18 protein-coding genes are annotated in these 20686 nt (G+C 67.1%); 13 read left to right on the top strand and 5 right to left on the bottom strand.

What is annotated here, in order from left to right; genetic code table 11:
* The first annotated feature begins 180 nt into the window (after positions 1–180).
* The 3 genes from ACIBTS_RS37190 (at position 181) to ACIBTS_RS37180 (ending at position 1679) form a co-directional block, all read left to right on the top strand.
* Positions 181–480 (top strand): hypothetical protein, encoded by a 300-nt coding sequence (locus ACIBTS_RS37190; RefSeq protein WP_399325109.1) that lies wholly within the window; start codon positions 181–183, stop codon positions 478–480.
* A gap of 68 nt (positions 481–548) precedes the next feature.
* Positions 549–950 carry a hypothetical protein gene (locus ACIBTS_RS37185; RefSeq protein ID WP_399325108.1) on the top strand — a complete coding sequence of 134 codons (402 nt, stop codon included), beginning with the start codon at positions 549–551 and terminating at the stop codon, positions 948–950.
* A 246-nt stretch (positions 951–1196) separates the two neighbouring features.
* Positions 1197–1679: a hypothetical protein gene (locus tag ACIBTS_RS37180; RefSeq protein ID WP_399325107.1), complete on the top strand. Its 483-nt coding sequence runs from the start codon at positions 1197–1199 to the stop codon at positions 1677–1679.
* A 100-nt stretch (positions 1680–1779) separates the two neighbouring features.
* On the opposite strand, the gene ACIBTS_RS37175 is transcribed toward ACIBTS_RS37180, so the two are convergent.
* Positions 1780–1950, bottom strand: coding sequence for a hypothetical protein (locus ACIBTS_RS37175; protein ID WP_391269985.1), 171 nt, complete (start codon positions 1948–1950; stop codon positions 1780–1782).
* Positions 1951–2295: 345 nt separating this feature from the next.
* On the opposite strand from ACIBTS_RS37175, the gene ACIBTS_RS37170 reads away from it, so the two are divergent.
* From ACIBTS_RS37170 to ACIBTS_RS37130, 9 genes are all read left to right on the top strand, one after another.
* Entirely contained in the window at positions 2296–3360 is a 1065-nt protein-coding gene (locus tag ACIBTS_RS37170) for a hypothetical protein (RefSeq protein WP_399325106.1), read from the top strand.
* Between the two features lie 144 nt (positions 3361–3504).
* Positions 3505–4986 carry a DNA-methyltransferase gene (locus ACIBTS_RS37165; protein WP_399325105.1) on the top strand — a complete coding sequence of 494 codons (1482 nt, stop codon included), beginning with the start codon at positions 3505–3507 and terminating at the stop codon, positions 4984–4986.
* Positions 4986–5408 carry a hypothetical protein gene (locus ACIBTS_RS37160; protein ID WP_399325104.1) on the top strand — a complete coding sequence of 141 codons (423 nt, stop codon included), beginning with the start codon at positions 4986–4988 and terminating at the stop codon, positions 5406–5408. The genes ACIBTS_RS37165 and ACIBTS_RS37160 overlap by 1 nt, the downstream gene beginning before the upstream one ends.
* Before the next feature lie 101 nt (positions 5409–5509).
* Positions 5510–5863 carry an HNH endonuclease gene (locus ACIBTS_RS37155; RefSeq protein WP_399325103.1) on the top strand — a complete coding sequence of 118 codons (354 nt, stop codon included), beginning with the start codon at positions 5510–5512 and terminating at the stop codon, positions 5861–5863.
* A 112-nt stretch (positions 5864–5975) separates the two neighbouring features.
* On the top strand, positions 5976–6566 hold the full coding sequence (locus tag ACIBTS_RS37150) for a hypothetical protein (protein ID WP_399325102.1): 591 nt from the start codon (positions 5976–5978) through the stop codon (positions 6564–6566).
* A 345-nt stretch (positions 6567–6911) separates the two neighbouring features.
* Complete coding sequence (locus ACIBTS_RS37145) at positions 6912–7562, top strand: hypothetical protein (protein WP_360393217.1); 651 nt, start codon at positions 6912–6914, stop codon at positions 7560–7562.
* Positions 7563–7917: 355 nt separating this feature from the next.
* Positions 7918–8601: a hypothetical protein gene (locus ACIBTS_RS37140; protein ID WP_399325101.1), complete on the top strand. Its 684-nt coding sequence runs from the start codon at positions 7918–7920 to the stop codon at positions 8599–8601.
* A 287-nt stretch (positions 8602–8888) separates the two neighbouring features.
* Complete coding sequence (locus tag ACIBTS_RS37135) at positions 8889–10685, top strand: hypothetical protein (RefSeq protein WP_399325100.1); 1797 nt, start codon at positions 8889–8891, stop codon at positions 10683–10685.
* A gap of 271 nt (positions 10686–10956) precedes the next feature.
* Positions 10957–15741, top strand: a complete 4785-nt coding sequence (locus ACIBTS_RS37130; RefSeq protein WP_399325099.1) for a DEAD/DEAH box helicase — start codon at positions 10957–10959, stop codon at positions 15739–15741.
* An 89-nt stretch (positions 15742–15830) separates the two neighbouring features.
* Here the strand turns inward: ACIBTS_RS37130 and ACIBTS_RS37125 are convergent, their stop codons facing one another.
* From ACIBTS_RS37125 to ACIBTS_RS37115, 3 genes are read right to left on the bottom strand one after another with little or no spacing between them, the layout of a single operon-like run.
* On the bottom strand, positions 15831–16940 hold the full coding sequence (locus tag ACIBTS_RS37125) for a tyrosine-type recombinase/integrase (protein ID WP_399325098.1): 1110 nt from the start codon (positions 16938–16940) through the stop codon (positions 15831–15833).
* Positions 16941–16996: 56 nt separating this feature from the next.
* A complete protein-coding gene (locus tag ACIBTS_RS37120) occupies positions 16997–17386 on the bottom strand; it encodes a hypothetical protein (RefSeq protein ID WP_399325097.1) in 390 nt (129 codons plus the stop codon).
* The gene (locus tag ACIBTS_RS37115; RefSeq protein WP_399325096.1) at positions 17383–18342 is read right to left on the bottom strand and encodes a hypothetical protein; all 960 of its coding nucleotides are present in this window, start codon (positions 18340–18342) and stop codon (positions 17383–17385) included. The genes ACIBTS_RS37120 and ACIBTS_RS37115 overlap by 4 nt, the downstream gene beginning before the upstream one ends.
* Positions 18343–18553: 211 nt before the next feature.
* On the opposite strand from ACIBTS_RS37115, the gene ACIBTS_RS37110 reads away from it, so the two are divergent.
* Positions 18554–19393 carry a hypothetical protein gene (locus ACIBTS_RS37110; protein ID WP_399325095.1) on the top strand — a complete coding sequence of 280 codons (840 nt, stop codon included), beginning with the start codon at positions 18554–18556 and terminating at the stop codon, positions 19391–19393.
* A gap of 72 nt (positions 19394–19465) precedes the next feature.
* On the opposite strand, the gene ACIBTS_RS37105 is transcribed toward ACIBTS_RS37110, so the two are convergent.
* Positions 19466–20596: a hypothetical protein gene (locus tag ACIBTS_RS37105; RefSeq protein WP_399325094.1), complete on the bottom strand. Its 1131-nt coding sequence runs from the start codon at positions 20594–20596 to the stop codon at positions 19466–19468.
* Between the last annotated feature and the right edge of the window lie 90 nt (positions 20597–20686).

The raw sequence follows: 20686 nt of genomic DNA, 5'->3' as shown, positions 1-20686 counted from the left end.
CACGGCAGGAGGAGCGTAAGTCGGCTCCATGGGACTCGAACACCCTCAAGGCGCTGGAGCAGTGATCGGTCCGAGTCCGGCCGGGGTCCGTACGGGCAAGCCGATTCGGCACCGCGCGACGCAAGACGGTCCCGGCCTCCACGATCCGCGGCCTCATCTCTTCGTCTGGAAGGCCGCACCGTGACCAAGCTCCTGTCCCCGCCGAACGACCGCACGTCCCGCCTGGTCGTCTCCGTCGCCGTCGGCCTCTTTGTGTTCGGCTTGGTAATCCTGTTCTCGCTCCTGGCCGCCGACATCGACGTCGACGACGACAGCGACGGTTCATCCGGGCGCTGTGCCCCGGCCGTCGTCGGCGCCGTCGACCCCGTGACGTGCCTGCCGTACGGCAGTACGGGCGCCGCCAGTACCAGCAACTCCGGGAGCAGTACGCAGAAGCAGCCGAAGGCGCCCGCCCCGCCGCCGGTCCGGCTCACCAAGTGATGCCGCGACGCAAGGCACCCGAGTCGGACACGGTCCGGCCTTCCAGTTCCCGAACCGAAGGACCCACCGTGTCAGAACCCGCCCCCAGGTCCGCCTGCAGCTCCCTGTGCCCGGTCGCTCTGGAGCCCGCCGAACTCGTCTCGGACGGCAACTGCCGCACCTGCATCCGGTACAGCCGCGCGATCCTGGTGCTGCTCGTGGTCAACCTGCTCGCCTCGGTCGTCTTCGGCGTGCTCGGTGCCGTACGGGACGACTCGACGGAGCCGAGCCCGAAGCCGTCGCCGACCGCCACGGCCACGCCGAGCCCCAGCGATCCGGACCCGTCCGGCGGCCCGACGCCCACCCCGGAGCCGACTCCGACGGCGTCCATGCCGCCGGACCCGACTGACGGCGGATGCAACATCTTCGACCCGGAGTGTTCCAGCACGGGCGGCAGCTCGAACGGCACCACGGGCGGCGTCGAGGCGTAGCCCCTCGACGGCGCCCCGGCCGCACCCCGCGGTCGGGGCGCAACCATGTCCAGTGCCCCGTGGCCGGCCCGGAGCCGGTGACCCCGGCACGCCTCGATCGCCCCGCACGTGATCAAGGTCTCTCCTCCTGACCTGCGATTCCACCGGACGTAAGCCGCTCGTCGTCGGCACCGTGCCCGCTCGCCCGCGCCGCGACCCCGCGGCCGCCACCTCGGCGCCCCACGGCCTGGGCAGATGGGAGAGGACGTGGAAGCACACGTCAAGGAAGCCCTCGATAGCTGGTACGGCGCGTGGGAGCTGCACCAGGAGACGGCTCAGGAAGCCTTCACCGCGGCGTTCCCCGCCCTCAGTCCGGCCACCAGGTGTCAGTGCTTCGGGCCCACCCTGCGGTGGACGACGCCCGGGGAAGGCGGGGGGAAGGTCTGCTTGGACGATCACGGCCGCGCGACGATCGAGTTCGAGAAGGTCCCGAAAGTCGCGGTCGGTACGGCCATGACGGAGTGCTGGGGCGCGGACTGGTTCGACGAAGGATCGGGCGGATTCGCTGAGGCGGAGCCCGGCCAGTACCACTACGAGGACGAGCAGACCTATGCGGAGTACGAGTTCGAGGTGAACGCCGACGGCACCGTGACGTTCGGGATCTCCTACGTGAAGGTCGACGACATCGTCACGATGCTCGACGCCCTCGAGCGGGCGCTCGCCGAACACCGCACCGCTCGACCCGGGTGAGGTGAGGAGACCCGATCGCGTCCGCCAGAGATCGTCCCCAGAGTGCCGGGAACCGGCGGGGGCGTGGAGGGCAGCACCTCCACGCCCCCGGCCTTCAAGATCAGCGGAGGTTAACCTCGACCTTGACCTGCAGGCAGGTTCCGGCGGTGATGAGCGGGCCGCCGACGAAGGGGAAGCCGGTGAAGCACAGGGCGACTCCGGAACCGACGCAAAGCACGGAGAACCCGAGCTGGCACCAGCCGAACGCCCCCTCGGAGCGCCTCCTGCTCACGGAGACGACGGGCTGGTGCTGTGCCGGATCTGCTGGGGTACCGTCGTTGGTACTCAGGACGGACCACCTCTTTCCTGTAAGCGCAGGCCCAGGGCAGTTCTGCTTGCCGGCTCTCTGCCCGGGGCCTGCGGGACTTCTACGGCTGGAGGGTTCCAGCTCGTGAGATCCATGGTGCGTGGGCTTGACAGGCCCTCGGGGTACACTGGTCTACGGATTGATCCGCATGCGTCGAGTCTCAGTTAAACGGAGCTGAAACCAGGAGATGGATAGCTGGACTAGTAACCCGGCATGCGGATCAATCGGTAGCGGATAAACCGTAGCAGTTTTTTTGAGGAGGCCGGGGCTGTGGCCCATGAGAGGGACGGCAAGGTCGAGGTCCGCATGGAGCAACTGGCGGCCTTGATGGGGAACGACCTCCCCGAGGCGGTCCGGAAGGCTCGGGAGATCTACGAGCGGGGCAGGAAGCCGAAGACAGTGCGCGTACGGCGGTCCTTCGTGCGGCTGGAGAAGTTCGGCGGGACGGTCGAGAACGAGCGCAAGCCTCTGCCTAGGTCAGAGCGCCCCTTCTCCGCACAGATGATCACGCCGAAGGGGCTCAGCCTGAAGCTCTACCTCGTGATGCTGTTCGCGGCGCAGTGCGAGGCGGCGATCGGGAAGGAGTGGCCCCAGCCGTACCCAATCGAGCCGAACGCCCAGACGACCGACTCGTGGGAGGGGTTGGTGGCGACCGTCGCCAAGTACGCCGGTCCCGGTGTTCAGGCGTCCTCGGTCCGCACGAACAAGCTGAGGCAGATCACCCAGGCGATGAAGACGCTGGAGGGGATGGAGCTGCTCAGGTCGGCGACCGGGGTCAAGGGACAGGTCGGCCGCGGCGTCCTGCTCCTGTGCGAGAACGGGAAGAGCAAGGACACCGGCGCCGCGAGTATCGCGTACACGGTGCCGGCGGATGCCGAGCTCTTCCTTGAGATCCCCGTGGGGTTCTTCACCAACGGCTGGATCTACGCGCTCACCAACAGCGAGATCGCCGCCATGTTGATGTGGTTCGACGTCCTGAAGTTCGACGGCATGAAGGTGACGCCGGATGGCGGGACACCGATGAACCTCGGCTTCGTGCTGAGTAACGTGCGCCACGGCTTCTACGGCCTCGGCCGGGACGCGTACGAGACGCACCGGCCGCTGGAGGCCTTCGGGGTCCTTGAGGTCCACCGCCACTGGAAGCGGTACGACAGCGGCAAGTGGATGGACTTCAAGGAAGAGAGCAGCGACATGGTGTGCCACCGGGTGACGCTCCAGGACGGCGCCTTCGACAGGGAGGCGGGGGCGGTCGTGCACGAGGTGCTCCGGCGGCGTGACGCCACCAACGAGTGGCGGCAGCCCATGAGCGGGTTTCTACAGCCCGGAAGGCTGTAGAAACCCGCCGCCGCAGAGTGTCACGCGCGCCTGATCGCGACGTAAGCCTCCTCGGCGCCCCATGGTCCCGCCTCGCTCCAGCCGTCCTCCCGTGGCCGCCGCTCCTGGCCGGTCCGACGAGCCGGGGCAGGACGGACGAACCTCGTGGCGGCAACGAACCTCGCCCCCGCCGGGCAGGAAGCCCTGATACCTGTGGAGGAGCTGACGGGCCCCGAGCCGGTCGTGCACTGCGCGGACGCCCTCGACCACCTTCGGACCCTCCCCGATGCCTCCGTGGACGCGGTCGTGACCGATCCGCCGTACGAGTTGGGGTTTCTCGGGAAGGCGTGGGACGCCTCCGGCATCGCGTACAGCGTGGACATGTGGGCGGAGTGCTTCCGCGTCCTCAAACCGGGCGGGCACCTGGCCGCGTTCGGCGCGACCCGCACCTACCACCGCATGGCCGTGGCCGTCGAGGACGCCGGATTCGAGATCCGTGACTCCCTGCACTGGCTGTACGGCACCGGCTTCCCCAAGGGACAGGACGTCGGGAAGCTGATCGACCGGCGCCGCGACGACCACCCCGCCCGCCGCCGCTTCACCGCCGAGTTCGCCGCGCTCCGCGACTCCGTCGGCTGGACGAACCCGCAGATCGACGCCCTGTTCGGCTTCAACGGCATGGCGCAGCACTGGACGACACAGAGCAAGACCGCCGCCGTCCCGACCGTCGAGCAGTGGGAGCAGTTGAAGGCAGAGATGGGGTTCGAGGCCCCGATCAGCGTCGAGGACCTGGTGCACGAGCTGAACGGGCGGAAGAACGCGCCCGGGGAGGCGTGGGAGGACCGGGAGGTCATCGGCAAGGGGCACCGGGCCCGGGGCGGCTCCGGGGTGTTCCCACAGCTCCAGTCCGAGACGTTCGACGTGACCGCCCCGGCGACCGCCGAGGCCGCTCGCTGGGACGGCTGGAACACCGCCCTCAAGCCCGGCCATGAGCCGATCGTCCTGGCGCGGAAGCCACTCGACGGCACGGTCGCCTCCAACGTCCTGGCGTACGGCACCGGCGCGATGAACACCGCAGCGTGCAAGACCCCGCCCGGCGACGCGGAGGGGCGTTGGCCGACCAACGTGCTGCTGTCGCACGCGTGGGCCATCGACGAGGCGGGATGGATCGTCGACGGCTGCGCGGACGGCTGCGCGGAGGGGTGCCCGGCCGCCGAGCTGGACGGCCAGTCGGGGCGGCTCACCTCCGGGGCGAACCCGCGGCGCCGCGGTTCGGACAAGTTCCGCGACGTGTACGGCGACTTCAAGGGCCAGACCGCGTGCAAGCCGGTCCGGGGCGCGGACTCCGGCGGCGCCTCCCGCTTCTACCCGGCGTTCCGCTACCAGGCCAAGGCCCCCACCAGTGAGCGGCCGCGGCTGCCGGACGGCACCGTGCACCCCACGGTGAAGCCGGTCGCGCTGATGCGCTGGCTGGTCCGGCTGCTCACCGCGCCCGGCGGGATCGTCCTGGACCCGTTCGCCGGTACCGGAACGACGCTCGAGGCCGCCCGGCTGGAGGGCTTCGACTCCATGGGCGTGGAGGCCAAGGCCGAGTACGCCGAGCTGTGCCGTCTCCGGCTGCGCCGCGAGACCGTGAGGAGCAACTGATGCGCATGACCGGCTTCAACTCCACGCACCTGCCCGGCGGCGTGTACCTCGGCTTCCAGCGGTTCGCGGACGAGGGCGCCACCTCTCGCACCTGGTACCTGAGCGGTCTGGGGGCGCCGAAGCTGTCGCTCAGCACCCTCGTGCAGACCCGGGACGAGTTCTACGGGCCCCGGGACAAGCGGCCGCCGGGGCTGTGGAAGCGAGTGCTGCGCGCGGTCGTCAAGAGCAACGGGCGTACGACGTCGTACTACTGCCCGGACATCCGGCCATCCCGGCTCGGGATCTCCCTGGCCGTGCCCCGCTACATCGTCCAACTGCGATGGGAGACGCGCCGCTGGCACCAGGCGGTGACCGAGCACCTGGGACGGCCGTGTCCGGCGTGCACGGCCGCGGGCTGGCGCCGGGCCGAGGACGCGACGTAAGGAGCGGCCGCCGTCCACTCTCCCCGCCTCGCCCCGGGGCGCGCCACCAGGACCGTGAACGACGCGGTCCGGCGCCCGGGGCAGACGAGGAGACCAGTGCTGTGGCACGACGACGGACCGGCCCCACCGACGTGGTAAAGGCCATGGTCTACGACCGCGACGGCGGCGCCTGTGTGCGCTGCGGAGCGCCGGAGAACCTGACCGTCCACCACAGGGTGAACCGCGGCATGGGCGGGGCGCGGGAGCCCTGGATCAACCAGGCGCATAACCTGCTGACCGCCTGCACCGTGTGCAACGGCTGGTTCGAGGACAACCCGCGGGAGTCGTACGAGGCCGGGTGGAAGGTGCGCCGGCCGCAGCTCCCCGGCGAGGTCCTGGTGCGCTACCCAGACGGCAGCGAATACCGGCTCACCCCGGACGGCGTCCGCGCCACGACCGTGGCGGCCGCCCGATGAAGCGCCGCCGCCGCACCCGCGGCTACTCGACGTCCCGAACGGACTGGATCGCCGCCGCGGTGGAAGGCCTCTTCGACGCCGTGGCCGAGTTCCTGTGCTCCTGGGGGCCGCGATGAAGCGCCGTCGCCAGTGCCCGGCGACGCCGGCCGCGCTCATCGGCTCCCAGGGCTGGCGGTGCCAGCGCCTCGTCGACCACGACGGCCGGCACAAGGCCTCGTACTCCGACCGGTCGACCATGCACTACTCGTGGGAAGGCGACGCCACCAGCATCTTCGGGTACCAGACGCTCCCCGGCACCGTCCGCTTCCGGTCGCCGTTCTGGACGCCGCAGCGCCGGTACCGCGCCGGCGAATGGACCGTGAGCCTGCTGATCGCCCTGACGCTGGGGTGGTGCTGGTCGCTGAGCGCGGCCGCCGTGTTCCTCGTGCTGGAGCTGTTCACGCCCATCCGGCGGGCGCACTTCGTCAACGTCGGCCGGTTCACCGCCGGCGTGTACCTCGTACGCCGGGACCACTACCCGGCGTTCTTCGCGATCGGCTTTGCCCGGTACGGGCCGGAGGCCAACGCGAAGAGGAGCGGCCTGCAGGTCGTCGTCGGGCGCCTGTCGCTGATCGTGTGCGCACTGCTGCCGCGAGACGAGTGGGCCGACTACCAGCACCGCAAGGCCGAGCGCGAGGCACTGCGGAAGGACGGCCCCCGATGAGCCCCCGAATCACGATGAAGACCCGCGTACGGCGACCTCGCGAGCTGCGCCTCGGGCCGTGGCTGCTGTGGGTCGTCCGCCTCCCGCAGGGACCGAACCTTGGTGTCGGGCGGATCGCGATCACGGACACGCCCCGCGACCCAGCTCCCGGCCAGACCCGGGCGAGAGACGGCCAAGGACGGGTTCTGATCGTCGGCGGCGTCGCGTTCGCAGTGCTCCGATGCAGGTCAGTACCTGTGCACTGACACGGCGCTCTCGTGGCTGTATCATTTCCGGCTGTGCGCAGGCGTGGGGTTACCCCAGTCGGCGTGAGGCGCAGCCCCGCGCCACAGCTTGAGACGGGAAATGGCAGCCATGCCCAAGGCCGGGATCACCTACTCGAAGAAGAAGATCGAGAAGACCGACTTCAAAGCCCTCCGCGAGGCCGCGGAGCGCGCCGTGACGGAGGAGCTGGGCAGGATCACCCGCCCGGACGACCGGATCGAGCGCGCCGCCGAGATCATCCGCCAAGCGGACGCCGAGGTCGCGCTGCACCTCGATGACCGCGACAAGGCCGTGGCCTCCCTCTGGTTCTACGAGCACGTTCCTGGTCTCGCCGGCGCGATCGGTGTCACGCCGACCGCCTACCGCGAGGTCCTGAGTAAGGCGTTCTACGGCGGCCCCGAGCGAGTGCGCACCGACAGCGGGCACTACGAGCTGCGACCCGTTCCCGACCTCCCGGGCCCCAAGCTCGTCGAGGCGGCCCGGGAAGCGGGCGTGCCGTTCGTCGAGGACGCCGACGAGAAGCTGCCGAAGCTGGCTACCGTCGTCGCCGAGGCGCGCGCCCGCCGCGGCGCCGCCGTGGTGTTCATGCGGGATGCCGCGCTGGCCCTGTCGGAGGAGCCGTACGGCTGGGACGGGCCGAGGATCGCCGAGCACGCCGGCGTGCAGAAGAAGCTGATCTGGCAGCAGCAGGCAGCCGCCCGCGCGGCCCGCGAGCGCGCTGCCAAGCGCTGACCGATCCGCCACACACCCCAGACCGGCCCCGAGCACCCACGGGCGGGTCTTGCCTTTGCTCCCAGGTCAGACCGGGGCCTGATTATCAGGCGCCGGTCACCGGGGCCTGGAAATCCGGCTTCCGGTAGGACGGACACCGGTAGTCCGGTCGCCGGTAGATCAGGCGCCTTCAGTAACAAGATCAAGCACCACAATGAAGTAAGAGTTCCGATGCCTTCGCTTCGCTCAGGCATCGGCGTGCATCGCCTCCGAAGGATCCTCGAACCGACCTCCAGCGCAGCAGCAGGGCGGCGAAGTAGGAGGGGTGTCACAGAATCCGGCCGTTGGCGTTCTCCCAGACATGACGATGCGATCCATGCCCACGCGCACGATGCTCCCGCCGAACCTGACCCGGCACTTCTACGAGACCCGCCGGGCGTTCCTCAAGAGCGCCGGACAGGACTCCACCCCGTGGTTCCAGCTCTCCCCGTTGGAGCGCGGCGTCGTCGAGTCGGAGATGGAGATCTTCCGGCAGTCGATACGGCGGGCCGAGGAGGAGCAGGACCTGCTCGCCAGCCTCGACGCCACCCGGACTGCCGCCATCGACGAGCCGGCCGCCGAGGAGGCACCGGAAGCCGCAGCCGACGAGGACTCCGAGGAGGAATGCTGCCTCGGGTGCGCGGCCGTCGCCGCAGTCCTGGCCCTCATCCAGGCGACGGACGGCAAGCCGGAGTCGGCCGCCCAGACTCCGGGCCGGAACTACTTCCCGTTCAATATCGCCGAGGTCACCAACGCCCCGCTCGACACCCGCCCCTGGGGCGTACCTCTGAGCGAAGACGAGAAGGCGCGCCTGCAGGCGGCCCCCAAGGGCAATATGCCCGCGTGGCTGATGACCGCGGGCATCGACCTCGACGTCCTCGACGGCACGGTGCCCGGCCTGCCGCTCACCTTCGACTCCCGTCCGATCAGCGTCATGCGCCTGCTGGTTGAGGACTCCCCCTTCGACGACGTTCGCGCCGAGTTCTGGCGCAAGAAGCCCCCGATCGGCGACAAGGCGTAACGGAATTCGGCGCACGACGTACTACAGAGTGCGGCTGGCCCTCTGACCCCGACGCCCCCGCGGGGAAAGCACTCCAGCCGCGGCCCCTCGGCCGGGGCGAAGCCCCTGCTCCATCTCCCCGGTGCAGGGCCATCGCCCCGGCACAGACTTCCGGCACAAGCCCCCTGAGAGGCGGGGTGGCTTCGTTCTCGAGATCGTGCCGGAACCTCGCGGCCTGGTCGGCGGTCTGGGCATGGGCCCCGGCCAGGCCGCGACACTAGATCCCTGCGGGCGGCACCTTCCCCGCCATGTCCCGCACGCAGCTCCCGCCCCCCGTACGCTCCCGCGTGGTCCCACCGGCCCGGGACCTACGGAACGGGCGTCAGCCCGGCGTCGTATCCCGTGACGCCTCCAACGTCGCCGACATCCTGCTCCGCGCCCCCGCGGGCGCCCGCCGCCACGCCTTCAAGCACGACATCACCGCCCGCGAACGCCCACACGTCATGCGGGAAGTCGAGCGGGCCACCGGCTCGATGTACGGGCTCTGGCACGACACCCCCAGCGGCTTCATCGAGGACGTACTGGGGGAGAGCATCTGGAGCCGTCAGCGCGAGATCGTCGACGCCGTCCCCTTCAAGAAGCGCATCGCCGTCCCGGCCGGCTTCGGCGTCGGCAAAACGTGGATCGCGGGCAGGCTCGTCGCCTGGGCCGGAGCCGTCAACGCCCCCGGAACCATGGTCATCGTCACCACGGCGACCCGATTCCGCCAGGTCAGGAACCAGCTCTGGCCCCACATCAGGAAGACCGTCGCCCGCGCGGGCCTGCCCGGATACTGCGACACAACCCAGTGGAAGATCCCCGACCAGTGGGGCAATGACGTCATCGTCGCGTACGGCTTCACCGCGCCGGAGAACGACGAAGCGGCCATGCAGGGCATCCACGGCACGCCCAAGCTGCTCATCGTCGTCGACGAGGCCGGCGGTATCGCCCGCACCATCGGCAACGGCACCAACAACCTCTTGACCGGCGACGCCAGGATGTTGGCGATCGGCAACCCCGCGATGGACGACCCGCGGAGCTGGTTCGAGACGCTGTGCGAGGAGGGCGAGGACCCCGAGGAACCGTCCACGGTCACCATCCCCATCGCGACCTTCGACTCCCCGGCCATCACCCGCGAGCGTGTCCCCTACTGCAACGACTGCCCCGACGGCGTACCCCCGCACTCCCTCGCGATCCACCTCCCAGACCAGGACTGGGTGGACCGCACCATCAGGGAGTACGGAGAAGATCACCCGTACGTCATCGCCAAGGTGCACGCCCGCTTCCCCAAGGGCGGAGGCGGCCTCGCGATACCCGTGACCTGGGTCGAGGACGCCCAGAACAACGACGACCCGACCGGCCCCGGCTGGCACCGACTGTGTGACCTCGGCCTGGAAGGGGAGACCGCCAAGCACACCGTGAAGGAAGGCGCCTGGATCAGGCTCGGCGTCGACGTCGCCGCCGACGGAGGCGACGAATTCACGATCTACAGGGCGGTCGGAGACGCGATCGAGATGCGGCACGCCAGCTCCGGCACCGCCAACGACAACCAGGTGAAGGTCGCAGAGAAGATCCTCGAGGAGATCCGCGCAGCGCAGCGCCTCGCGGCCGCCCTGAACTCCCCACACCCCGTCCGCGTGAAGATCGACAAAAACGGCATCGGCCACGGCGCCACCAGCATGCTGGAGGTCTGGGCGGAGAACGGCACCCACCAGGCACAGATCGTGGGCGTCATGGTGTCCGAGTCCCCCAGCCAGGACGACCCGGGCGCCGTCATGCGCCCGTACCGCAAGCGTGACGAGATGTGGCTCGCCACCAGGGCACTCCTCCAGCCGGACCCATCGACCGGCACCGGCCGCCTGCGCCTCCGCGTCGACCGGCAGGCCGGTATCCAGCTCTCCACCCCGAAGCTCGGATCGAACACGGCCGGGTACAGCATCATCGAGTCGAAGAAGACCATGAAGGCCCGCGGCATGAAGAGTCCCGACCGGGCCGAGGCCGCCCTGCTGGCCGTGTACGAGCCCGAGCCGCTGAACCAGCCGCGCCGTCGCGGCCTCCTCAACTGACGGGGCTTCCGGTCTCGGATGTAGCCATGCTGATAGCAGGCCGGGAATCTGCGGGTGCCAGAGGATCGATTCAGACCCTCGGCCTGGGGCTCACCAGTAGGGTTATGGGGATTCCGGTGTTAGGCCACGCAGCGCGCACATGCGCGCTACCGAGTGTGATGGGGTGCGAAGCGCGTTGAGCGGGACCACGACGACGGTGCACGACGTTCTGAGGGCGATCCGTGACGGCTCCACCGGGAATCGGGACCGGGGGACCCGCTTCGAGGAGTTCATGGTCCAGTACCTGAGCACCGATCCGCAGTGGACCGAGCAGTTCAGCCGTGTGTGGATGTGGGCCGACTGGCCGGGCGCCGAGCACGACAAACGGGACACGGGCATCGACCTTGTCGCGCAGGACCGGGAAACCGGCGGCTTCTGTGCCATCCAGTGCAAGTTCTACGAACCGCAGCACACGATCCACAAGGAGGACATCGACTCCTTCTTCACGGCCTCGGGCAAGGGCGCCTTCACCCGCCGGATGATCATCTCCACGACGGACAAGTGGAGCGTCCACGCCGAGGAGGCGCTGGACGACCAGCAGATCCCCGTCACCCGGCTCGGCCTGTCGGACATCGCGAGCAGCCCGGTGGAGTGGCGCATGCCCACGCCGGGCCTGCACGTCGAGTTCGAGATGACGCTGCGTCAGAAGAAGAAGCCGCGCCCTCACCAGCGTGAGGCGATCGACGACGTCTTCGCCGGCTTCGCCGAGCACGAGCGCGGCAAGCTCATCATGGCCTGCGGAACCGGCAAGACCTTCACCAGCTTGAAGATTGCCGAGCGTCTCCAGCAGGAGCGGGCGGAGGCAGGCCAGGGGGAGCACACCACTGTCCTGTTCCTGGTCCCCTCCATCGCACTCCTTTCGCAGACACTGCGCGAGTGGTCGTACGAGGCTGAGGTGCCGCTGCGCGCCTTCGCTGTCTGCTCCGACACCAAGGTCGGCAAGCAGAAGGCCCAGGGTGACGACAAGGACATGTCCACCCATGACCTGGCCCTGCCCGCCACCACCGACCCGGACCGACTGGTCGCGCAGATGGCGAGCGTGGAGGCGACGCCGGGCCTCACGGTGGTGTTCTCCACCTACCAGTCGATCGCGACCGTTTCCGCGGCCCAGCAGCAGGGCCTGCCCCGCTTCGATCTGATCCTGTGCGATGAAGCCCACCGCACCACGGGCGTCACCCTCTCCGGTCACGACGAGTCCGCGTTCGTCCGTGTCCACGACGACTCCTTCCTCGGCGCGGACCGCCGCCTGTACATGACCGCGACCCCGCGGGTGTACAACGACGACACCAAGCAGGACGCCAAGCACGCCGACGCGGCCGTCGCCTCGATGGACGACGAAGCGACGTATGGCCCCGAGTTCCACCGGCTCGGCTTCGGCAAGGCCGTGGAGCAGGGGCTGCTCACCGACTACAAAGTCCTCATCCTCACGATCGATGAGGGCGCCGTCGCCAAGACCCTCCAGGAGAGCCTGGCCGGGGCGGACGCCGAGTTGAGCCTCGACGACGCAGCGAAGATCATCGGCTGCTGGAACGCGATGGCCAAGCGCACCGGCACCTTCGCCGACGGCTCCGGTTTCGGCAAGGACGAGGCCCCGATGAAGCGGGCCGTCGCCTTCGCCCGCTCCATCGCCGACTCCAAGTCCGTCGCCGCCCGGTTCAACGAGGTCGTCGACGCCTACGACGACGCGGATGACGAGGTGCTGCACTGCGAGGTCGACCACGTCGACGGCACCTTCAACACCCTCCAGCGCAACCGGCTCCTCGACTGGCTCAAGCAGGACCCCGGCCCGGCCAACGCCCGCATTCTGTCCAACGCCCGCTGCCTGTCCGAGGGCGTCGACGTGCCGAGCCTGGACGCGGTGCTGTTCCTGCACCCGCGCAACTCCGTGGTGGACGTCGTCCAGTCCGTCGGCCGCGTCATGCGCACCGCCCCCGGCAAGAACTACGGCTACATCATCCTGCCCGTCGCCGTCCCCGCGGGTATGCCGCCGGAGAAGGCACTCGCGGACAACCAGCGCTTCAAGACCGTCTGGCAGGTTCTCCAGGCCCTGCGCGCCCACGACGACCGCTTCAACGCCACCGTCAACCAGATCGAGCTCAACAAGAAGAAGCCCGACACCATCGGCATCGGCCACATCGGCGCGGGCGACGAGACGGTCGGCGACCAGGACGGCTCCAGCACCGCCGACAGCGCCCAGGCCGCCAAGGAGAAGGAAGCTCAGAGCGCCCAGCACATCCAGGACGCCCTGTTCTCCGTGAGCGACTGGCGGGACGCTATCTACGCCCGCATCGTCGACAAGGTCGGCGAGCGCCACTACTGGGAGGACTGGGCCAAGGACATCGCCCAGATCGCCGACCGCCACGTCACCCGCATCAAGGCCGCGCTTGTCCTTCCCGAAAAGCAGGCCGCATTCGAGGAGTTTGTCGCCGAGCTGCGGGTGACCATAAACCCAGGTGTGACCGATGACGCGGCCGTCGACATGCTCGCCCAGCACATTGTCACAAAGCCCGTCTTCGACGCCCTCTTCAAGGATTACGGCTTCGCCCAGCACAACCCAGTCTCGAAGGCTATGCAGGGCATGCTCGACATCCTCGATGATCAGGGCCTCGATACAGAGACCAAGACCCTGGGGGCGTTCTACGAGTCGGTGCGGGTGCGCGCCGAGGGCATCGATAACCACGAAGGCCGCCAGCGCGTCATCGTCGAGCTCTATGACAAGTTCTTCAAGACCGCCCTGCCCAAGACAGCCGACGCCTTGGGCATCGTCTACACCCCGATCGAAGTCGTCGACTTTATAATCCGCTCCACCGAGCAGGCGCTGTCTAAGCACTTCGGCAAGTCCCTATCCGACGCAGGCGTCCAGATTATCGACCCCTTCGTTGGCACCGGCACGTTTCCTGTGCGGCTGCTCCAGTCCGGCCTGATCAAGCCGGAGGACTTGCTGCGCAAGTACACCAGCGAACTGCACGCCAACGAAATCGTGCTGCTGGCCTACTACATCGCCGCAGTCAACATCGAGGCTGCCTTCCACGACCTGGCTGGCGGTGATTACCAGCCATTCGAAGGCATCGTCCTGACCGACACCTTCCAGCTCGCCGAGGGTGGTGTGGCCAAGCTTGACGGCATGGAGGTGCTCGAGGGCAACAGTGAGCGCGCGATGAAGCAGCGCGAGCAGCCCATCACAGTCGTCGTCGGCAACCCGCCTTACTCAGTTGGGCAGGACAGCATGAACGACGACAACCAGAACCTCAAGTACGAGGTGCTCGATCGCCGCATCGCTGAGACTTACGCGGCTCGGTCAGTGGCAGCGAACAAGAGCAGGCTGTACGACTCGTACATCCGCGCCATTCGATGGGCTTCCGATCGCATTACGGACGAGGGCGTTGTGGCTTTCGTTTCCAACGGCGGGTATATCGACGGCACCAGCGCAGATGGCTTGCGTAAGTCGTTGGTCAGCGAGTTTGACGCTATCTACTGCTACAACCTACGCGGCAACCAGCGCACCGCTGGCGAGCAGTCTCGGAGGGAAGGCGGTAAAATTTTCGGCTCGGGTAGCCGGAATACCGTCGCCATCCTGATTCTCGTTAAGGGCAGTAAAATAAATACCGCCGCCTCAGGCTGCACCCTTTATTATCGCGACATCGGAGATAACCTTAGTCGCGAGGAAAAGCTTCGCATCCTCAGTGCGGAGAGCCTCAACACTTTGAAATGGAAGGAACTCAGTCCGAACCCCGAAGGTGACTGGATCAACCAGCGAGACGAGAGTTTCGCCACTTTTCAGCAGCTTGGTGACAAGTCTCGTAAGGCCGATTCGACTCCGGTGTTTGAGACTTATTCTGCGGGACTCCAGACGAACCGCGACGTATGGGTCTACAACTACTCGGCCGACCGCATGCGCGAGAACGCCGAGTCGATGATTGATTTCTACAATTCGCAGGTACTGGCCTTCGGTGCGCACTGTGAGGGACATAGAGTCACCCAACCCCGTGACCATGTTGACGGTTTCATCGACCTCGACCCGAAAAAGATCAGCTGGTCCCGGAGCCTCAAGGGGTATTTGGCCAAGAAAGAGAAGGTCGCGTTTGAGGCGGACCACGTCTCTCTCTCGATGTATCGACCGTTCATGAAGCAGGCTGTCTACTTCGATCGTCACCTGAATCATGAGCGGGCGCAGCTCCCTCGAGTTTTCCCCACGGCGGAGCATGAGAACTTCGGTTTCTACATGACTGGAGTAAGTGCGCTCAAGCCTTACTCGATTCTGATGGTCGGCTTTATCCCCGATCTAAACTTCTGGGGTTCGGAAGGTGGTCAATTTTTCCCCCGCTACACCTACCGCGAGCTCGGCCAGGGCGACGACCTGTTCTCTGTTGAAGAGGAAGGTGGCGGATATGAGCGCATCGACAACATCACCGACGCCGCCCTCACCGCCTACCGCAAGACCTACAGCCCCGCCATCGACAAAGACGATATCTTCTACTACACCTACGCCCTGCTCCACTCCCCGGAGTACCGCGAGCGCTTCGCCGCAGACCTGAAGAAGTCTCTTCCGCGTATTCCTAAGGTCCGGGATTTCCAGGGCTTTGCCGCCGCTGGCCGCGCGCTTGCGAACCTGCACATCGGCTACGAACAGTCTGAGCCGTACAAGGGCATCGTCGAAACGCCTCCGGTCGGCGCCTCCGCAACCCCGCCTGGCGAGCTGTATCGGGTCGCCAAGATGAAGATCCCCAAGGTGAAGGGCCAGCCGGATCGTTCGACGATCGTCTACAACAACCGGGTCACCCTCACCAATATCCCGGAGGAGGCGTACCGCTATCAGCTCGGTGCGCGTTCCGCGATCGAGTGGATCATCGATCGCTACCAGATCAAGGTTGACAAGGCATCGGAGATCGTCAACGACCCCAACGACTGGTCCGACGACCCGCGCTACATCATCGACCTGCTCAAGCGAATCGTGACCGTGAGCCTGGAGACCATGAAGATCGTGGATACACTGCCTGCCCTGGACATCCTGGAATAGCAACCAGCCTGGCACGGGTACGCGCTCGCCGAGGCGTACCCGTGCGGCCCGTCAGCGTTGGGAAGTCGCCCGCCCGCTGTTTCTCCAGATCACCTCTGCGTTTTGCCCTCCGGGTCGTGCATCGGGACCTTCTTGAAGGGGTCCTTGGACGGGTCCTTTGCCGGGCGTACGTACCTTTCCCGAGGGATGCGCGAGCCCTTCTTCCACCGGCCAGCCAGCTCGAGTTCTTCGTCCGTCGCGCCGTTCATACCGAGGTCGGTGGCGCCGCCGGCGCGAAGGCTATGGGAGGACACGGGGCGGCCGTCGGTCTTGAGCCCGGCCGCCGCGAACCACAACTTCACGCGCTCATTGACAGTCTGCGGGCGCAGGTGGGCACCGCGCTTGGTGGCCCCCCGCCTCGCCCGTGTCTCCGACGATGCGACCTTGCCGCTCCGTAGAACCTCGCGGAATACGGGGCCGGTGGTGATGCCCTGCTCGGCGAGATAGCCAACCCAACGGCGCAGCCGGAAGATCAGGTTGAGGTCCGGCCGGTCATGAAGGACGAGCGTCTGTTCCTCACCCTTGTGGGTCTTGTCCTCGGCGAGCCACACCAACACGCGGTCGTCGAGGATGGTCACGTCCTCGAGCTCCAGGTCGACATCCTCGACACTTCGGCCGAGGAACCGGTATCCGAAGGCGAACATCGCCGAGTCGCGCCAGCCGATCGGTCGGTCGCCAGCCTCCGCCTTCTCCATCATCGGGACCAGGTACGGCAGCGTGATGGGGAACGCTTCCTTTCTGCGTAGCGCTCGCTTGTTCTTCTTCCGGTACTGCGTCAGGAGCAGCAGGAACAGGCTGTTGTCCGGCTTCTTCCCGGGCGGCATGGACGTCCGGATCAGCGACATGTAGTGCCGGATCGTGGTGACCTTGAGCTGCCTCGCCATAAGGTGACGGCCGTACTCTGTGTACGTCGCCGTCGTGCAGGGCTTCGCCACCCGCCCCTGTTCCGCACACCATGCCTCGAACAGGCCCATGGCGGTCCGGCGCTGAGGCGATCCCTCCTCCTCGGCCTCCTTGAGGGCCTGGGCGGTCTCCTCGCTGACATACAGGTCCCGATCCGTGTACGTCGTGCGTGGATCGTCACTGGTTGGGATGGACTCGCCGGGCATCAACACTGTGTGCTCGTCGACGAGCGGACGGGCAGTCGGCGCCGCGGGCACCAGTTCCCCGTCCTCGACGAGTTCGGCGTCAATGATCTCGTGGGTATCACGCAGGCTCATGCCGGTGCCGCGTCCTGGGGGGCTCGCTCGGACGCGCGCTGGTAACCGTCGAGCAGCGTCGACAGCATGAGGATCTGGTCGTTTGTGGTCGTGTCTGCTGTTGCCTGCTCCTCAGCGAGTTGCCGGACTAGGTGCAGGACGGCCCCTAGTCCTGGCTGATCATGCGTGTAAAGCAAGACACGGGCGTTCCGGTCACGAGGAAGCTTGGAAGGGAAGTGGCCGATGGATCGGGCGGCAAGCTCCCGCTCGATACCCGCGACGACGCGGACCCCCGCGGCTTTCGCCCCGGCGAAGACGAGTAGCTCTTCAACGGTCCACCGCAGGTAGCCACCGGTGAAGAGCTTGGGCAGGTTGTCCCACGCGGCGGCCTTCGGGTTTACGGTCATTCTTTCTCCTTGTAGGCGAATCCACAGTGGAAGCACAGCAGGATGTCGGTGTGCTTGTCCGCGGCTACGCTCGCCCACATCATCACGTCATCTTTTTCACACACGGGGCAGTCCCCTGCCCCGTCAGGGTCGGCCGCGTTGAGGACGTCCCTCCAGTAGTTGACGACGGCGTCGGTAGGAAACTCGAACGCCCGCAGGCAGAATCGGCAGGTCAGGGGGGTCTCCCCCACCACTAGTGCCCACTGTCTGCAGCTCGGGCAGACCACGGTACGCTCGGCGACCGCGTCGAGTTCGCTGGCTAGGTCCTGCATACGCTTCTTCACCAGTGCGTCGATGTGCTTCAGCGAGTTCCGAACGGCATCCATCGTCTTCGAGACGATCTCGGCATCGCGTGAGAGCGTTGGGTGTAGATACTGGGAGACGAAGTCGATGAGGAAACTCATCGCGCGGGCAGCGCGTGCCTCCACGGCGTAGGCGTTGCCCGTGTGCCCGTAGTGGGTCAGGGCGTTCCTGGTCTCCGCCAAGTCGGTAATGGCCCTGCGTTGCTTGACTGTGATCGGTACGTTGGCGATTTGGGTGAGGCGGTCCAGGGCGGTGTTTGTGTCACAGCTCTTGAATTTGCCCTGCTCGTACGAGGCGCGCGTGGCACTGCCGGGGTCCGTGAAGACCAGGCACCAGTGCTCGCGTACGAGGCGAGCCTTCAGGAGAACCTCGACGGCCGCTTGGAGGTGAAGGACGCCGTACTTCAGGTGCCGGGCACTGAGCCAGAACGGCGCTGGCTGCGAGAAGACGGAGCCGTGGGCAACCTCCGGCCACAGAGGCTGCGCGTCCATCGGTACCTGGATCTTGCCAGTCAGATACAGCACCGCACTGCTGAGGTAGTCCATGCCGTTGCGCACGAGCGTGAAATCCATCTCGGGGCGCTCGGGCAGTGACTCGACGTCGGCGTTGTGCAAGGTACCCCCTGAGGCTGGTGGCTGACGTGACGCCAGATTACCGACAACAATCACAGTTGTTGTCGGCTACTTGTCAGTAACAACGTAGAGCCCTCTGGAGACTTGAGACGGCGTTCCGGGCAAGCAGTACATCAGCGGCCGCCCCGGACTACATCACGAGATTGCTGAAGTTCGCACCGAGGTGGGGCGGCTGCTCAGGTAGCGTCGGGTCATGCAGTTCCACATCACCGATGAAGAGCTCCGCGCGACTCTGCACGAGGTTGAGCTCAGCGCCGCAGCAATGCGGAGCCAGCTTGAGGCCGAACAGGGAAGCGGCCCTTCTTCGAGTGTCGCTGAGGTGAACCGGCTGTTGAAGGCGATGCGGGACACAGAGCTCGCGCTGCGGGATGGGACCATCTACGCGCTGTACGACCCGCGCACAGTCGAGGTTCGCTATGTGGGCGAGACCATGACCCCGCTGCGCGTGCGCCTGTCCGGCCACCGGAGCAAGGTTGAGCGCCCGGTCGGGCAGTGGTGGGCTGAGTTGAAAGAGCAGGGGCTGGAGCCGCTCGTTGACGATCTGCGCTACGTACCGGCGAAGTTCCGCCGGACGTACGAGCAGCAGACCATCATCCACTACACCTGGCTCGGCTTTGACTTGCTCAACCGCTCGACGGCCGATGACGATGCGGTGGCATACCGCTGGCTCCAGAAGCGCCACGGGTACCCGGCCGAGCCGGAGGCGTCCACTCCTGGGTGGTGGTGGGACGAGGCCGCAGGGGACTGGCACTGGATGCCGCCGGAGTGGCCGGTCTGGCACTCCATGCGCCAGTGGCGCTACCGGGTCCGCGGGGCTCACTGCCCTGAGTGCTCGGCGCGGCCGGGGCAGGCGTGCACCGGCATGCGGCAGTCGGCTGCATCACTGAGCGAGGGACGCTCGAACCACCTCGGGAGGATAGCCGCGCGAGTTCGCCACGAGGGCGGGTGGGAGACCTGGGCGGCTCGCAGGTGGACCGCCGGTCGCCGGCGTTCCTGGCGAGGTGCAAGCGCCCCCTGTCCGGCCGTGTGTTGACTCTCAGAGAGGAACGGCACTCGTACGCCCCGCGCGGTGTCGAGGACGCCTGCTTCAGGTGCTGGCCGCGTCCTACCGGAGGATCGCCACCACCTCCTGGAGGACCGCGTTGAGGCGGACGGGCTCCGGGATGTCGTCCATGCTGATACGCGGCACGGAGGGGCCGATCGGCCGGTGCATCACGTCGTCGGCTATGTCCTTGAAGGCCGCGAGCTTCTGGGCGTGCGACTTGTCGGTCCGCTTCACGGTGAACACGTGTTGGCTCGCGACCACCTTGAAGTCCGTGTGCCCGAAAAGCGGCGGGATGTGGTCCAGGATGGCCCGGATCATCGCGCCGCAGACGTATGGGTTTCCGGCCGCGTAGGCGTCGTTCAGTCCCTCGCACAGCGCGATCAGCTTGTGCACCCGCCACCGCGTCGTCTTCGCCGCCTCATCCAGATCCTTCAGGAGGCCTGGGTCGACGTACGGCCCGCGCGCGGGCTCGGCGGGAAGCGGCGGCCCCTCCGCAACGGTGGCAGGCACGTACTGGGAGGCCGCCTTGGCGACGGTCTCGCACGTTTGTGTGATGTAGTCCTCCAAAGTCTTCGCGTCTCGGAACTGCATCACGCTGCGGGTGATCTGCCGCTCCCAGGAGCCGTCCCCGAGTTGGGCGCCACCGGTGCTGATGAGGGGTTCGTAGGAGAGCAGCTCGGGCAGTGCTTCAACAAACCCAGGCTCGAGGTCCGGCATCGCGGCCATGAGCTCACCGGAACGCAGCATGACGGTGGTGATCTCGCTGGTAATCGGCCGGTCAAGGTACAGCTTGATCATATGGTGGAGGACTCGCAGGAACGGCTCACAGAACTTCGTCCGCCATGGGGTAATCCAGAGAGAGGCGGCTATCGTGAGCCGTACCCTCTCGCCCTCGCCGATGGGGCGGCGCATGGGGGCGGTGAGGCCGTACCCGGACGCGAACGGGGCGCTGTTGCCCACGCGCGGCAGGGAGTGGAACAGTTCCTCGGCGTCCCTGCCTTGCTTGTCGAAGTGGTGCTGGATGTGACCCCACAGTGGCCATTCGCCCTTCGGGAGTCCCTTCGGGGGCCGCGTCCCGTAGATGTAGGGGGTGGCGTAATTTGCCTGGCCCGTATCGAACCACGGCAGGGCGATGGCTTCGAGAAGTTCCCGCTGGGCCTGCGTGAGCTGTACGTCGAGGAGAGTGTCCAAGGAAACCTCTTGGTACGAGGCGGGGGTGACGGACCGCCATGGGGCGCGTCCGTGTCCGACAGAGCGTCAGGCCGCTCATCCTAACGGCGC

The organism is Streptomyces sp. NPDC050121 (genome assembly GCF_044460385.1).
Classification (GTDB): Bacteria; Actinomycetota; Actinomycetes; order Streptomycetales; family Streptomycetaceae; genus Streptomyces; species Streptomyces soliscabiei.
The sequence above is the reverse complement of the archived record's forward strand: the minus strand, read 5'-3'. Positions and strand labels throughout refer to the sequence as shown.